The sequence below is a fragment of the Leclercia adecarboxylata genome (assembly GCF_035787115.1).
In the GTDB taxonomy this organism is placed as follows: domain Bacteria; phylum Pseudomonadota; class Gammaproteobacteria; order Enterobacterales; family Enterobacteriaceae; genus Enterobacter; species Enterobacter adecarboxylatus_E.
Map to the genome: position 1 here is coordinate 1 of NZ_JALKTL010000003.1, position 15,033 is coordinate 15,033.

10 protein-coding genes, 1 rRNA gene and 1 pseudogene are annotated in these 15,033 nt (G+C 56.5%); 10 read left to right on the forward strand and 2 right to left on the reverse strand.

What is annotated here, in order from left to right:
* Positions 1-5: 5 nt before the first annotated feature.
* From rrf to aceK, 5 genes are all read left to right on the forward strand, one after another.
* Positions 6-121: ribosomal RNA gene (rrf, locus tag MXM41_RS10910) — 5S ribosomal RNA — on the forward strand.
* A gap of 201 nt (positions 122-322) precedes the next feature.
* Positions 323-1,252 (forward strand): homoserine O-acetyltransferase MetA, encoded by a 930-nt coding sequence (gene metA, locus MXM41_RS10915; protein WP_325931927.1) that lies wholly within the window; start codon positions 323-325, stop codon positions 1,250-1,252.
* 270 nt (positions 1,253-1,522) lie between these two features.
* Entirely contained in the window at positions 1,523-3,124 is a 1,602-nt protein-coding gene (aceB, locus tag MXM41_RS10920; RefSeq protein WP_325931928.1) for a malate synthase A, read from the forward strand.
* 32 nt (positions 3,125-3,156) lie between these two features.
* Entirely contained in the window at positions 3,157-4,461 is a 1,305-nt protein-coding gene (gene aceA, locus MXM41_RS10925; RefSeq protein WP_325931929.1) for an isocitrate lyase, read from the forward strand.
* A gap of 133 nt (positions 4,462-4,594) precedes the next feature.
* Entirely contained in the window at positions 4,595-6,322 is a 1,728-nt protein-coding gene (gene aceK / locus MXM41_RS10930; protein WP_325931930.1) for a bifunctional isocitrate dehydrogenase kinase/phosphatase, read from the forward strand.
* Between the two features lie 112 nt (positions 6,323-6,434).
* Here aceK and iclR read toward each other — a convergent pair whose 3' ends face one another.
* Complete coding sequence (iclR, locus tag MXM41_RS10935; RefSeq protein ID WP_325931931.1) at positions 6,435-7,259, reverse strand: glyoxylate bypass operon transcriptional repressor IclR; 825 nt, start codon at positions 7,257-7,259, stop codon at positions 6,435-6,437.
* A 194-nt stretch (positions 7,260-7,453) separates the two neighbouring features.
* Between iclR and metH the strand changes: the two genes are divergently transcribed.
* The 5 genes and pseudogenes from metH to rluF all read left to right on the forward strand — a co-directional run bounded on the left by metH (position 7,454) and on the right by rluF (position 14,723).
* Positions 7,454-11,137, forward strand: a complete 3,684-nt coding sequence (gene metH / locus MXM41_RS10940) for a methionine synthase (protein WP_325931932.1) — start codon at positions 7,454-7,456, stop codon at positions 11,135-11,137.
* A gap of 320 nt (positions 11,138-11,457) precedes the next feature.
* The gene (locus tag MXM41_RS10945; protein WP_325931933.1) at positions 11,458-13,089 is read left to right on the forward strand and encodes a Na/Pi cotransporter family protein; all 1,632 of its coding nucleotides are present in this window, start codon (positions 11,458-11,460) and stop codon (positions 13,087-13,089) included.
* Positions 13,090-13,184: 95 nt separating this feature from the next.
* Positions 13,185-13,478 (forward strand): type II toxin-antitoxin system CcdA family antitoxin, encoded by a 294-nt coding sequence (locus MXM41_RS10950; RefSeq protein WP_325931934.1) that lies wholly within the window; start codon positions 13,185-13,187, stop codon positions 13,476-13,478.
* Positions 13,478-13,794, forward strand: a pseudogene (locus tag MXM41_RS10955) (CcdB family protein). Before MXM41_RS10950 ends, MXM41_RS10955 begins: the two are co-directional and overlap by 1 nt.
* Before the next feature lie 53 nt (positions 13,795-13,847).
* The gene (rluF, locus tag MXM41_RS10960; RefSeq protein WP_325931935.1) at positions 13,848-14,723 is read left to right on the forward strand and encodes a 23S rRNA pseudouridine(2604) synthase RluF; all 876 of its coding nucleotides are present in this window, start codon (positions 13,848-13,850) and stop codon (positions 14,721-14,723) included.
* Here the strand turns inward: rluF and MXM41_RS10965 are convergent, their stop codons facing one another.
* Complete coding sequence (locus tag MXM41_RS10965; protein ID WP_103177828.1) at positions 14,724-14,996, reverse strand: DUF3811 domain-containing protein; 273 nt, start codon at positions 14,994-14,996, stop codon at positions 14,724-14,726.
* Between the last annotated feature and the right edge of the window lie 37 nt (positions 14,997-15,033).

Here is a 15,033-nt window from a genome sequence, read left to right on the forward strand (position 1 = left end):
ATTTGCCTGGCGGCTGTAGCGCGGTGGTCCCACCTGACCCCATGCCGAACTCAGAAGTGAAACGCCGTAGCGCCGATGGTAGTGTGGGGTCTCCCCATGCGAGAGTAGGGAACTGCCAGGCATCAAACAAGCCGAAAGCCCGCCCGCAAGGACGGGCTTTTTGCGTTGCGGCGCCGGAAAGCGCGCCGGGCACTCTACAGACCCATCTTCCTTGAAACTTTCTCACCTTCTTCCTGCGCACTCGACATTTGCGCGATTCCTGGTTATTGTCAGCTATCTGGATGTCTAAACGTTTATACGTATGCTGTGAGGATATAAGGTTATGCCGATTCGGGTGCAGGACGAGCTACCAGCCGTCAATTTCTTGCGTGAAGAAAATGTCTTTGTCATGACAGCTTCACGCGCTACAGGTCAGGAAATTCGCCCGTTGAAGGTGCTTATCCTTAACCTGATGCCAAAGAAAATCGAGACGGAAAATCAGTTCCTCCGCTTGCTATCGAACTCCCCGCTGCAGGTCGATATTCAGTTACTGCGTATTGATGCACGCGAGTCCCGTAACACGCCCTCAGAGCATCTCAATAACTTCTACTGCAACTTTGAAGACATCCGCGACGAGAACTTCGATGGCTTGATCGTTACCGGTGCGCCGCTGGGCCTGGTGGAATTCAACGACGTTGCCTACTGGCCGCAAATCAAGCAGGTGCTGGAGTGGGCTAAGGATCATGTCACTTCTACACTGTTCGTCTGTTGGGCGGTGCAGGCGGCACTCAACATCCTGTATGGTATCCCTAAGCAAACCCGCACCGAGAAACTCTCTGGCGTCTATGAGCATCATATTCTGCATCCTCATGCACTGCTGACCCGCGGGTTTGATGATTCTTTCCTGGCGCCTCACTCGCGCTACGCTGATTTTCCGGCTGCATTGATTCGTGACTACACCGATCTCGAGATTCTGGCGGAAACCGAAGAGGGTGATGCTTATCTCTTTGCCAGTAAAGACAAGCGCATAGCCTTCGTCACCGGCCACCCGGAATATGATCCGGATACGCTGGCCAGTGAATTTTTCCGTGATGTGGAAGCGGGTTTAAATCCGGACGTGCCGTATAACTATTTCCCGCAAAACGATCCTAAGAACAAACCTCGTGCCACCTGGCGCAGCCATGGCAATCTGCTGTTTACGAACTGGCTCAACTACTACGTCTACCAGATCACACCATACGATCTGCGCCACATGAATCCGACGCTGGATTAATCCTCTGACGATCCTCATCCTGTAGCGTTTCAGCTCTCCAGTTAAGGCACCTTCGGGTGCCTTTTTTATTTCCGAAATACACCCCGTCTGTACGAGTATTTTTATTTTTATTGATATCAGTTACTTAATGGTTTTTTGAATTAAAAATGGAAATTGTTTTTGATTTTAATCAAAGGCGAGATAGTCTTAATTCTGCTGAACGAAAACTACTCAACGATCTTTCGTTCGCGTGGGGGAAATGAATTCGGATCAATGACGAGGAGCAGTGCAATGAATCAACAGGCAACCATTATCGATGAACTGGCCTTTACCCAACCGTATGGCGAGCAGGAAAAGCAGATCCTCACTGCCGATGCCGTTGAGTTCCTGACCGAGATGGTAACCCGTTTTACGCCGAAACGTAATAAATTACTGGCGGCACGCCTCCAACAGCAGCAAGACATTGATAACGGAAAGCTACCTGATTTTATTTCGGAAACCGCTTCCATTCGTGAAGGTAACTGGACGATCCGCGGTATCCCGCAGGATTTGCAGGACCGACGCGTCGAGATCACCGGCCCGGTAGAGCGCAAAATGGTGATTAACGCGCTGAATGCCAACGTGAAGGTCTTTATGGCCGATTTTGAAGATTCACTGGCGCCAGACTGGAACAAAGTGATTGATGGCCAGATCAACCTGCGCGATGCGGTTGACGGTACCATCAGTCACACCAATGAAGCTGGCAAAATCTATCAGCTTAAACCCAACCCGGCGGTACTGGTTTGCCGCGTGCGTGGTCTGCATTTACCGGAAAAGCATGTCACCTGGAACGGTGAAGCGATCCCCGGCAGCCTGTTCGACTTTGCGCTGTACTTTTTCCATAACCATAAAAATCTGCTGGCTAAAGGCAGCGGGCCCTACTTCTACCTGCCAAAAACCCAGTCCTGGCAGGAAGCGGCCTGGTGGAGTGACGTCTTCAGTTACACCGAGGATCGTTTTGAACTGCCGCGCGGCACCATCAAGGCCACGCTGCTGATTGAAACCCTGCCGGCGGTTTTCCAGATGGATGAGATTCTGCATGCCCTGCGTGACCATATCGTTGGCCTGAACTGCGGCCGCTGGGATTACATCTTCAGCTACATCAAAACCCTGAAGAATCACCCCGATCGCGTCCTGCCGGATCGTCAGGTGGTGACGATGGATAAATCCTTCCTGAATGCCTATTCGCGTCTGCTGATCAAAACCTGCCACAAGCGCGGCGCCTTCGCGATGGGCGGTATGGCGGCGTTTATTCCCAGTAAAGACAGCGAACGCAACACTCAGGTACTGAACAAAGTGAAGGCCGATAAAGAGCTGGAAGCCAGCAACGGCCATGACGGTACGTGGGTGGCGCATCCCGGACTGGCGGATACCGCCATGGAGGTATTCAACCGCATCCTGGGCAATAACAAAAACCAGCTGCATATAACCCGCGAAGATGATGCCCCCGTCACCGCCGCGCAGCTCCTTGAGCCGTGCGAAGGCGATCGCACCGAAGAGGGAATGCGCGCCAATATCCGCGTGGCCGTGCAGTACATTGAGGCGTGGATCTCCGGCAACGGCTGCGTACCGATTTACGGTCTGATGGAGGATGCCGCCACCGCCGAGATTTCCCGAACCTCTATCTGGCAGTGGATCCATCATCAGAAAACGCTCAGCAACGGCAAGCCCGTCACCAAAGCCCTGTTCCGCCAGATGCTGTCGGAAGAGATGCTTAACATTCAGGAAGAGCTGGGCGAGCACCGCTTCAGCAGCGGCCGCTTCGACGCTGCCGCGCGCCTGATGGAACAGATCACTACCTCAGATGACTTAATCGACTTCCTGACGCTGCCAGGCTACCGCCTGCTGGCCTGATTTCACCACATAACAATATGGAGCATCTGCACATGAAAACCCGTACCCAACAGATCGAAGCATTACAAAATGAGTGGACTCAACCGCGCTGGGAAGGCATTGAGCGCCCGTATAGCGCTGAGGATGTGGTGAAGTTACGCGGTTCGGTTAACCCGGAATGTACCCTCGCGCAGCTGGGTGCCGCCAGAATGTGGCGACTGCTGCACGGCGAGTCGAAGAAAGGCTACATCAACAGCCTCGGCGCTCTGACGGGCGGCCAGGCGTTGCAGCAGGCGAAAGCGGGCATTGAAGCGATCTATTTATCGGGCTGGCAGGTGGCGGCAGACGCCAACCTCGCCGCCAGCATGTACCCGGATCAGTCGCTCTATCCGGCAAACTCTGTCCCGGCGGTGGTAGAGCGGATCAATAACACCTTCCGTCGCGCGGATCAGATCCAGTGGGCGTCCGGCATTGAGCCAAAGGATCCGCGCTTTGTGGATTACTTCCTGCCGATTGTTGCCGACGCCGAGGCGGGCTTTGGCGGGGTGCTGAATGCCTTTGAGCTGATGAAATCGATGATTGAAGCCGGTGCAGCGGCCGTACACTTCGAAGATCAGCTGGCGTCCGTGAAGAAATGCGGGCATATGGGCGGTAAAGTGCTGGTGCCGACTCAGGAGGCGATCCAGAAACTGGTGGCTGCCCGTCTGGCTGCTGACGTGCTGGGCGTCCCGACGCTGGTGATTGCCCGTACCGATGCTGATGCCGCAGACCTGATCACCTCCGATTGCGATCCATACGACAGCCAGTTTATTACCGGCGAACGCACCAGCGAAGGGTTCTATCGCACCCATGCCGGCATTGAGCAGGCCATCAGCCGCGGTCTGGCGTATGCCCCCTATGCCGACCTGGTGTGGTGTGAAACCTCCACCCCGGATCTGGCGCTGGCGAAACGCTTTGCTGATGCCATCCATGCCAAATATCCGGGTAAACTGCTGGCCTACAACTGTTCGCCGTCCTTCAACTGGCAGAAAAATCTGGACGATCAAACGATTGCCAGCTTCCAGCAGGAGCTGTCGGACATGGGCTACAAATATCAGTTCATTACTCTCGCGGGCATTCACAGCATGTGGTTCAACATGTTCGACCTGGCGCACGCTTACGCCCAGGGCGAAGGGATGAAGCACTATGTCGAGAAAGTCCAGCAGCCGGAGTTCGCGGCAAGTCAACAGGGCTACACCTTCGCCTCGCACCAGCAGGAGGTGGGAACAGGCTACTTCGACAGAGTAACCACCATCATTCAGGGCGGCGCCTCCTCTGTGACTGCCCTGACCGGGTCGACCGAAGAAGCGCAGTTCTAACACACCCCTCACCCCAGCCCTCTCCCCACAGGGGAGAGGGAGCAAAGCGGTATTGTGCCAAATTTAACAACCCGCTCCAGTCTATTCCCTCTCCCCTATGGGGAGAGGGGTAGGGTGAGGGGTAAGGGAATCTATGTCGCGTGGCCTGGAGTTACTGATTGCACAGACCATACTGCAGGGCTTTGATGCCCAGTATGGTCGTTTTCTGGAAGTGACGGGCGGGGCGCAGCAGCGCTTCGAGCAGGCCGACTGGCATGCCGTACAGCAGGCCATGAAACAGCGTATTCACCTGTATGATCATCACGTGGGCCTGGTGGTGGAGCAGCTGCGCTGCATCACCGGCAGCATCAGTATTGACGCCGCTTTTTTGCTACGCGTGAAAAGCCATTACACCCAGCTGCTGCCGGATTATCCGCGCTATGAGATTGCGGAAAGCTTTTTCAACTCCGTCTATTGCCGGCTGTTTGACCACCGCGCGCTGTCACCGGAGCGGCTCTTTATTTTCAGCTCTCAGCCCGGGCAGCGTTTTCGCACCCTGCCGCGTCCGCTGGCGAAAGATTTCTATCCCGAACAGGGCTGGGAGGCGTTATTAACGAAAGTGTTAGCCGATTTGCCCCTGCGTCTGCCGTGGCAAAATCGTCCACGTGATGTGGGGTATATCATCGCCCATCTGTCCGAAACGCTCGGTGCGGACAGGCTGCCAGACTGCCATTTGCAGGTGGCGAATGAGTTGTTCTACCGCAACAAAGCCGCCTGGCTGGTGGGTAAGCTGATTACCCCGGACGTCACGCTACCGTTTTTACTGCCTATTCATCGCAGCGATGACGGTGAACTGGCGGTCGATACCTGCCTGACGACCAGCGCCGAAGCCAGCATCGTTTTTGGCTTCGCACGTTCCTATTTTATGGTTTATGCCCCCCTGCCTGGCGCGCTGGTAGAGTGGCTGCGTGAGATCCTGCCCGGTAAAACCACCGCTGAGCTCTATATGGCGATAGGCTGTCAGAAACACGCTAAGACCGAGAGCTATCGGGAATATCTGCACTATGTTTCCCATGCCGATGAGCAGTTTATTGAAGCGCCAGGTATTCGTGGCATGGTGATGCTGGTCTTTACCCTGCCGGGCTTTGACAGGGTATTTAAGGTGATTAAGGATAAATTCGCCCCGCAGAAAGAGATGTCTGCCGCCCACGTACGCGCCTGCTATCAGCTGGTTAAAGAGCACGATCGCGTCGGGCGAATGGCGGATACCCAGGAGTTTGAAAACTTTGTTCTCGATAAGCGGCAGATCGCGCCAGAACTGATGGCGCTGTTGCTCCAGGAAGCGCCAGAAAAAATCAGCGACCTGGGGGACAAAATCATCATCAGCCATCTCTACATTGAGCGGCGGATGGTACCGCTCAATATCTGGCTGGAGCAGTCGGAGGGGCAGGCGTTACACGATGCGATTGAAGAGTACGGCAACGCCATCCGTCAGCTGGCGGCAGCCAATATCTTCCCGGGCGACATGCTGTTTAAAAACTTTGGCGTCACCCGGCACGGACGGGTGGTGTTCTACGACTACGACGAAATCTGCTACATGACGGAAGTGAATTTCCGTGAGATCCCGCCGCCCCGTTATCCGGAAGATGAGCTCGCCAGCGAGCCGTGGTACAGCGTCTCGCCGGGGGATGTTTTCCCGGAGGAATTCCGTCACTGGCTCTGCGCTGACCCGCGCATCGGAACGCTGTTTGAAGAGATGCACGCCGATCTGTTTCGTGCCGATTACTGGCGTGGCCTGCAGACGCGCATTAAGCATGGCCATGTGGAAGATGTCTATGCCTACCGGCGTAAGCAGCGGTTTAGCGTCAGATTTGCGGTGTAAGGTGCGGTCTGATGCCCTCACCCTGTCCCTCTCCCATGGGGAGAGGGAACAAAACTAAAAACGGCAACAAGGTTGCCGTTTTGCATTTATCCCGCAGCCGGGCATGAAAGACTTAACGATTCCCACCATACGCCAGCGTTACCTCTTTGGCGGCCTTAATCACCAGCGCCCCCAGCTCCGTCACGCGGTCATCGGTCACGCGCGAGACAGGCCCGGAGATGGAGATGGCGGCAAAGGGTTCGCGATGCTCGTCATAAATGCAGGCGGCAATACAGCGCAGACCGAGCGCATGCTCTTCGTCATCAAAGGAGTAGCCGCGCTTGCGCGTCAGGGCTAAATCCTCTTTCAGATGCACCGGTGAAACCAGCGTCGCATGGGTATAGGCGTGCAGGCCTTTGCGGTGCAGCAGACCCGTAACCTGCTCCTCGCTGAGCTGGGATAAAAACGCTTTTCCCGCCCCGGAGGCGTGCATTGGCAGTTTGCCACCAATCGGCGCAGACATGCGCATCAGCTGGGTACACTGTACCTGGTCGATAATAATGGCCTGGTGGTCGCTCTGATCCAGTACCGCCAGGTTGACCGTCTCGCCGGAATCCTCCATCAGCTTGCGCAGGATCGGATGGACGATAGCGAGCAGGTTACGGCTCTGCAAAAAGCTGCTGCCGACAATAAACGCGTGTGCACCAACGGACCAGTGGCCCAGCTCGCCCACCTGGCGGACAAAGCCCAGCTGCTGCATGGTGGTCAACAGGCGATGGGTGGTGGAGTTTGGCAGCCCGGCCTGCTGGGCCAGCTCCGTCAGCGCCACGCTGCTGTGCGACTCGGCTATCCATTCGAGGAGCTTTAAACCGCGGGTCAGGGACTGGACTTGACCGCCCGCCTGGGCGGTCGCGGCGGCGGGTTTTCTGCCGCGTTTAGCGGGAACGGTGGCGACCATGGCAGGCTCCTTTTTTCTGTATCGTGGAAATCATTTTCGTTTTATTTGGGTGTTTTGCAACCGTTATCCATACTGATCGGATGAGTTATGTGAACATGTCTCATGTTACCGCGGTGTGACTTTTCCCCTTTGCAAGATTATGCCAGTATGGTCTGCTGGCCTTTTGGCCTGGTTGAGCGTTGTCGGGAGCAAGTGTGAGCAGCAAAGTAGATCAACTGCGTGCGCAGTTAAATGAACGCATTCTGGTACTGGATGGCGGTATGGGCACCATGATCCAGAGCTATCGTCTGAGTGAAGACGACTTTCGCGGCGACCGCTTCGCCGACTGGCCCTGCGATCTGAAAGGTAACAATGACCTGCTGGTGCTCAGCAAGCCAGAGGTTATCGCCGCCATTCATTACGCCTATTTCGAGGCGGGTGCGGATATCGTTGAGACCAACACCTTTAACTCGACAACCATCGCCATGGCGGATTATGAGATGGAATCCCTGTCGGCGGAGATCAACTACGAGGCGGCGAAGCTGGCGCGAGCCTGCGCCGATGAATGGACGGCCCGCACGCCAGAGAAACCGCGCTATGTGGCGGGCGTACTTGGCCCGACTAACCGCACCGCCTCTATCTCGCCGGATGTGAACGATCCGGCTTTCCGTAACATCACCTTTGACCAGCTGGTAACCGCGTATCGCGAGTCCACCAAAGCGCTGGTGGAAGGCGGTGTCGATCTGATTATGATTGAAACGGTCTTCGATACCCTTAACGCCAAAGCCGCCATCTATGCGGTGAAAGAGGAGTTCGAAGCGCTGGGCGTGGATCTGCCGATCATGATCTCCGGCACCATCACCGATGCCTCCGGCCGTACCCTCTCCGGGCAGACGACCGAAGCGTTTTATAACTCCCTGCGTCATGCCGATGCCCTGAGCTTTGGTCTGAACTGTGCTCTGGGGCCGGACGAACTGCGCCAGTATGTGCAGGAGCTGTCGCGCATTGCGGAGTGCTACGTCACTGCCCACCCGAACGCCGGCCTGCCAAACGCCTTTGGCGAGTATGATCTCGACGCTGCGACCATGGCGGCGCAGATCCGCGAGTGGGCCGAAGCCGGGTTCCTGAATATCGTCGGCGGCTGCTGTGGTACTACGCCGGAGCACATTGCCGCCATGAGCAATGCGGTGGCGGGCCTGGCGCCACGTAAGCTGCCCGGGCTGCCGGTGGCCTGCCGACTTTCCGGTCTTGAGCCGCTGAATATTGGCGATGACAGCCTGTTTGTGAACGTGGGCGAACGTACCAACGTTACCGGTTCCGCAAAGTTCAAGCGCCTGATCAAAGAAGAGAAATACAGCGAAGCGCTGGACGTTGCCCGCCAGCAGGTAGAAAACGGCGCGCAGATCATTGATATCAACATGGATGAGGGGATGCTCGACGCCGAAGCGGCGATGGTGCGTTTTCTCAACCTGATCGCAGGTGAACCGGACATTGCCCGCGTGCCGATTATGATCGACTCCTCGAAATGGGAAGTGATCGAAAAGGGGCTGAAGTGCATTCAGGGTAAAGGCATCGTTAACTCCATCTCGATGAAAGAGGGGATTGAGCCTTTCATCCATCACGCGAAAATGGTGCGTCGCTACGGTGCCGCCGTGGTGGTGATGGCCTTTGATGAAGTGGGCCAGGCGGATACCCGCGAGCGCAAAATTGAAATTTGCCGCCGCGCGTACCAGATTTTGACCGAAGAGGTCGGCTTCCCACCGGAAGACATCATCTTTGACCCGAACATCTTTGCCGTCGCAACCGGGATTGACGAGCATAACAACTATGCGCAGGACTTTATCGGCGCCTGTGAAGACATCAAGCGTGAACTGCCGCACGCGCTGATCTCCGGCGGTGTCTCCAACGTGTCGTTCTCGTTCCGCGGCAACGACCCGGTGCGTGAGGCGATCCACGCGGTGTTCCTCTATTACGCCATCCGTAACGGGATGGATATGGGGATCGTCAACGCCGGTCAGCTGGCCATTTATGACGACCTGCCGGCGGAGCTGCGCGACGCGGTTGAAGATGTGATCCTCAACCGCCGTGACGACGCCACGGAGCGCATGCTGGAGCTGGCCGAAAAATATCGCGGCAGCAAAGCCGATGACGGCGCTAACGTCCAGCAGGCGGAGTGGCGCTCATGGGACGTGAAAAAGCGTCTCGAATACTCGCTGGTAAAAGGCATCACCGAGTTTATCGAACTGGATACCGAAGAGGCGCGCCAGCAGGCCGAACGTCCGATTGAAGTGATCGAAGGGCCGCTGATGGACGGCATGAATGTGGTCGGCGACCTGTTTGGCGAGGGCAAAATGTTCCTGCCGCAGGTGGTGAAATCGGCCCGCGTGATGAAGCAGGCGGTAGCTTATCTGGAACCCTATATTGAGGCCAGCAAAGAGAAAGGCTCCAGTAACGGCAAAATGGTGATCGCCACGGTGAAAGGCGACGTGCACGACATCGGCAAAAACATCGTCGGCGTGGTGCTGCAGTGTAATAACTACGAGATTATCGATCTTGGCGTGATGGTGCCGGCGGAGAAAATCCTCAAAACCGCGCGCGAAGTGAATGCCGATCTGATTGGCCTCTCCGGACTGATTACCCCGTCGCTGGATGAGATGGTGAACGTGGCGAAAGAGATGGAGCGCCAGGGCTTTACCCTGCCGCTGCTGATTGGCGGCGCCACCACCTCGAAGGCGCACACGGCGGTGAAGATCGAGCAGAACTACAGCGGACCGACGGTGTACGTGCAGAACGCCTCGCGCACGGTTGGCGTGGTATCGGCGCTGCTGTCCGCGACCCAGCGCGACGACTTTGTCGCCAGAACCCGCAAAGAGTATGAAACGGTGCGCATTCAGCACGGGCGCAAAAAGCCACGCACGCCGCCGGTAACGCTGGCTGCGGCGCGGGATAACGACCTGGCCTTTGACTGGTCGAGCTATACGCCGCCGGTTGCCCATCGCCTGGGTGTTCAGACGGTGACGGCCAGCATCGAAACCCTGCGTAACTACATCGACTGGACCCCGTTCTTTATGACCTGGTCGCTGGCCGGAAAATACCCGCGCATTCTCGAAGATGAAGTGGTGGGTGAAGAGGCGCAGCGCCTGTTCAAAGATGCTAACGACCTGCTGGACAAGCTCAGCGCGGAGAAAACCCTTAACCCGCGCGGCGTGGTGGGGCTGTTCCCGGCGAACCGCGTGGGGGATGACATCGAAATCTATCGCGATGAAACCCGCACCCACGTGCTGGCGGTCAGCCACCATCTGCGCCAGCAGACCGAGAAAATCGGTTTTGCTAACTACTGTCTGGCCGATTTTGTCGCGCCGAAGCTGAGTGGTAAAGCGGACTACATTGGCGCGTTTGCCGTGACCGGCGGGCTGGAGGAGGACGCGCTGGCGGAGGCCTTTGAAGCGCAGCACGATGATTACAACAAAATCATGATCAAGGCGATTGCCGACCGTCTGGCAGAGGCCTTTGCTGAATATCTGCATGAGCGGGTGCGTAAGGTGCACTGGGGCTATGCGGCTAATGAAAACCTCAGCAATGAGGAGCTGATCCGCGAGAACTACCAGGGGATTCGCCCGGCGCCAGGCTACCCGGCCTGCCCGGAACATACCGAGAAAGGCACCATCTGGCAGCTTCTGGATGTCGAAGCCCATACCGGCATGAAGCTCACCGAGTCTTTCGCCATGTGGCCGGGGGCGTCGGTTTCCGGCTGGTATTTCAGTCATCCTGACAGCAAGTACTACGCCGTGGCACAGGTCCAGCGCGATCAGGTGGAAGATTATGCCCTGCGTAAAGGCATGAGCGTGGCAGAAGTGGAGCGCTGGTTAGCGCCAAATCTCGGCTACGATGCCGACTGACCTGGCTTACTTGCCAGCGTGCACCAGGGCTGTCCTCACCCGGGTCACGTACTCTGTGTACGTTCCCCTCACTGCGGGCAGTCCGTGTGCAATCTGACTGCGCCGCCGACGGTCAGGGTCCGGCTCACGTCACGTTTCCTTACAACAAACAGGGCACCCAATGGGTGCCCTGTCTCTTTATTACATTTAAGCCCTTATACTGGAATAAGGTTCAGCGATCCGCGCCACAACGTTGGCCGGATAAGGCGTAGCCGCCATCCGGTACTACCGCGCGCAACGAACCGCAGGAAAACGTATTACGAAAAGGAGAACCTGTATCCGTGCTGACTCTGCTACATCTGCTTTCTGCCGTGGCGTTGCTGGTCTGGGGCACCCATATCGTCCGTACCGGCGTGATGCGCGTTTTTGGCGCCCGTTTACGTACCGTTCTTAGCCGCAGCGTTGAGAAAAAACCGCTCGCGTTCTGTGCAGGCATTGGCGTAACGGCGCTGGTGCAAAGCAGCAATGCCACCACCATGCTGGTCACTTCGTTTGTGGCCCAGGACCTGGTGGCGCTGACGCCCGCGCTGGTCATCGTTCTTGGTGCCGACGTCGGGACCGCGCTGATGGCGCGGGTGTTAACTTTCGATCTCTCCTGGCTGTCGCCGCTGCTGATCTTCATCGGCGTGATATTTTTCCTTGGACGTAAGCAGACCCGCGCCGGACAGCTGGGGCGCGTGGGGATTGGACTTGGACTGATTTTGCAGGCGCTGGAGCTGATCGTTCAGGCCGTCACCCCCATTACCCAGGCGAGTGGCGTTCAGGTTATTTTCGCCTCGCTGACCGGGGATATCATGCTGGATGCGTTGATTGGCGCGGTGTTTGCGCTTATCAGCTACTCCAGCCTGGCGGCGGTGCTGTTAACCGCCACTCTTACCGCGGCAGGGATTATCTCCTTCCCGGTGGCCCTGTGTCTGGTGATTGGCGCCAACCTTGGCTCCGGCCTGCTGGCGGTACTTAACAACAGCGCCGCCAACGCCGCGGCCCGTCGCGTGGCGCTCGGCAGCCTGCTGTTTAAGCTGGTGGGAAGCCTGATTATTCTGCCGTTCGTTAACCCGCTGGCGAACCTGATGGATAACCTGTCGCTGCCGGAATCGGAAATGGTGATCTACTTCCATGTTTTCTACAACCTGGTGCGCTGCGTGGCGATGGTACCTTTTGCAGGCCCCATGGCGCGCTTCTGTGAACGTATCATCCGCGATGAACCGGAGCTCGACACCCGTCTGAAACCGAAGCATCTGGATACTACCGCGCTGGATACCCCGGCGCTGGCGCTGGCCAACGCCGCCCGTGAAACGCTGCGCATGGGCGATGCGATGGAGCTGATGCTGGAGGGGCTGAAAAAGGTGGTGCACGGCGAGCCGCGGGAGGAGAAAGCGCTGCGTAAACTCGCCGACGATATCAACGTGCTTTATACCGCCATCAAACTCTACCTGGCGCGAATGCCAAAAGATGAGCTGGCGGAAGAGGAGTCCCGCCGCTGGGCGGAGATCATCGAGATGTCCCTCAACCTCGAGCAGGCTTCCGATATCGTCGAGCGCATGGGCAGTGAAATCGCCGACAAATCACTGGCGGCCCGCAGAGCGTTCTCCCTGGAAGGGATCCAGGAGCTGGATGCGCTGCACGATCAGCTCCTGAGCAACCTGAAGCTGGCAATGTCGGTCTTTTTCTCCGGGGATGTGCCCAGCGCACGCCGTCTGCGTCGTAACAAGCACCGGTTCCGCATCCTCAACCGCCGCTATTCCCACGCGCACGTTGACCGACTGCACCAGCAGAACGTGCAAAGTATCGAGACCAGCTCCCTGCACCTGGGGTTGCTGGGTGATATGAAACGTCTGAACTCTCTGTTCTGCGCGGTGGCCTACAGCGTGATGGAGCAGCCGGATGAGGATGATGGCCGGGATGAGTATTAATCTGGATAACGCCTCGCAGAACTAAACGGCGGGGCGTGACGATACTCTTCTGGCGCGCTACCGTGAAGCCCTCATTTTCCCGGAGGTTATAGAAAATGCTCATTTACTACGCTACGCTGCAACACATCATGCGCATTGCTACGGGGGGCCTCATGCGCACCAGGCCAGGCATAAAAAAATCGGTGAATGTCTCTCTGTCGGCAGAGGTGCTGGAACAGGCACGTCAACTTAACATCAATCTGTCAGCTGTTTTGACTGAGGCATTGATGGAAAAATTTCGTGAAAATAAACGGGCGGAGTGGCTGCGGGATAACGCCTCTTCCATTGAAGCGGTAAACCCGTGGGTAGAAGAAAACGGCTCATTCAGTGATTTTCAGCGGCCGTTCTGATGAAGCAGTTCTTTGCTTATCAGAATAGAGGGCCCGGAAAAGGCGTTTATCCTTATCTGGTTAATCTTCAGCATCCGGTTGCCAGTGTGTTAAAGCATGTGCTGGTGGCGCCAGCGATCGAATTATCTCAACTGTCGGGCAGTAAGCCGCCTGCCAAAATTTGCCCGGTGGTCGACATAGCCGGAACGTCACATGTGGTGATGACGCATATGATAGCGGGGATCCCGGCAAAAGAGGTTGGCGAGCGTATTGCTGATTTAACCATGAAAGAACGGCATTACGGGATGCTCTCGATTTTCTCATCAATGGGTACTAACCCATTTTTGTTGCCCGCAACCTAAGGTATATTTCGCCTCTACAGGAGAAATTATGCTGCCAACACAATCCACCCGATTAAACAAATACATTAGCGAGAGCGGGATCTGCTCGCGCCGCGAGGCTGACCGTTACATCGAACAGGGCAACGTGTTTATCAACGGTAAACGCGCCACTATTGGCGATCAGGTCGTCCCGGGCGACGTGGTTAAAGTGAATGGTCAGGCGATTGAGCCCCGTAATGCAGAAGACCTGGTATTTATCGCGCTGAATAAACCGGTTGGCATTGTCAGTACCACGGAAGATGGCGAGCGCGACAACATCGTGGATTTCGTCAACCACAGCAGCCGCATCTTCCCGATTGGCCGCCTGGATAAAGACTCCCAGGGGCTGATTTTCCTCACCAACCACGGCGACCTGGTCAACAAGATCCTGCGTGCCGGTAACGACCACGAGAAAGAGTACATCGTCACGGTCAACAAACCGGTGACCGACGAGTTCATTCGCGGCATGGGGGCGGGCGTCCCGATCCTCGGTACGGTCACGAAAAAGTGCAAGGTGAAGAAAGAAGCACCGTTCGCGTTTCGTATTACCCTGGTTCAGGGGTTAAACCGGCAGATCCGCCGCATGTGTGAACATTTCGGTTTTGAAGTGACGAAGCTGGAACGCACGCGCATCATGAACGTCAGCCTCTCCGGCATCCCGCTGGGTGAGTGGCGCGATCTTACCGACGATGAGCTGATCGAGCTGTTTAAGCTTATTGAGAATTCGTCCTCAGAAGCGAAGCCAAAAGCCAAAGCGAAGCCGAAAACCCAGGGGATCAAACGCCCGGTGGTCAAGGCCCCGCAAGCGGAAGAGAAAAGCCGTGCAAAACCGGCCGGAAACGGAAAACGCTTTACTCAGCCCGGGCGCAAAAAGAAAGGGCGCTGATTAGCGCCTTCCACGGGTTGGGGTATTGGCCGACCAGGAAAATGTCGCCTCTTTATCCACCTTATAAGCCTGCTCTTTTCTCAGCTTGCGGGCTTTTTTGGCGTCCAGCTCACGCTGCGCCATCAGTTTGTCGATGTACTCTTTTTTGAGGTGATTGGTTTCGGCGTTGGTCAACAGACGGCCATGGGCGATACGCGCGCGGTCAAGCAGGGTTTTGAGTTCGCGCTGCTCGCTTTCTGTCATCTCTTTCTGGGTCAATCTTGGTGTGGACATACCTGAAGCCTCCTGTGAAAGAGGCTTCAGTGTAAAG

Bases quoted from the DNA above. Each gene is read 5' to 3' on its own strand.
- iclR (WP_325931931.1), bottom strand. From the start codon at position 7,259: ATGGTCGCCACCGTTCCCGCTAAACGCGGCAGAAAACCCGCCGCCGCG.
- MXM41_RS10950 (WP_325931934.1), top strand. From the start codon at position 13,185: ATGCTCATTTACTACGCTACGCTGCAACACATCATGCGCATTGCTACG.
- aceA (WP_325931929.1), top strand. From the start codon at position 3,157: ATGAAAACCCGTACCCAACAGATCGAAGCATTACAAAATGAGTGGACT.
- aceB (WP_325931928.1), top strand. From the start codon at position 1,523: ATGAATCAACAGGCAACCATTATCGATGAACTGGCCTTTACCCAACCG.
- aceK (WP_325931930.1), top strand. From the start codon at position 4,595: ATGTCGCGTGGCCTGGAGTTACTGATTGCACAGACCATACTGCAGGGC.
- rluF (WP_325931935.1), top strand. From the start codon at position 13,848: ATGCTGCCAACACAATCCACCCGATTAAACAAATACATTAGCGAGAGC.
- MXM41_RS10965 (WP_103177828.1), bottom strand. From the start codon at position 14,996: ATGTCCACACCAAGATTGACCCAGAAAGAGATGACAGAAAGCGAGCAG.
- metA (WP_325931927.1), top strand. From the start codon at position 323: ATGCCGATTCGGGTGCAGGACGAGCTACCAGCCGTCAATTTCTTGCGT.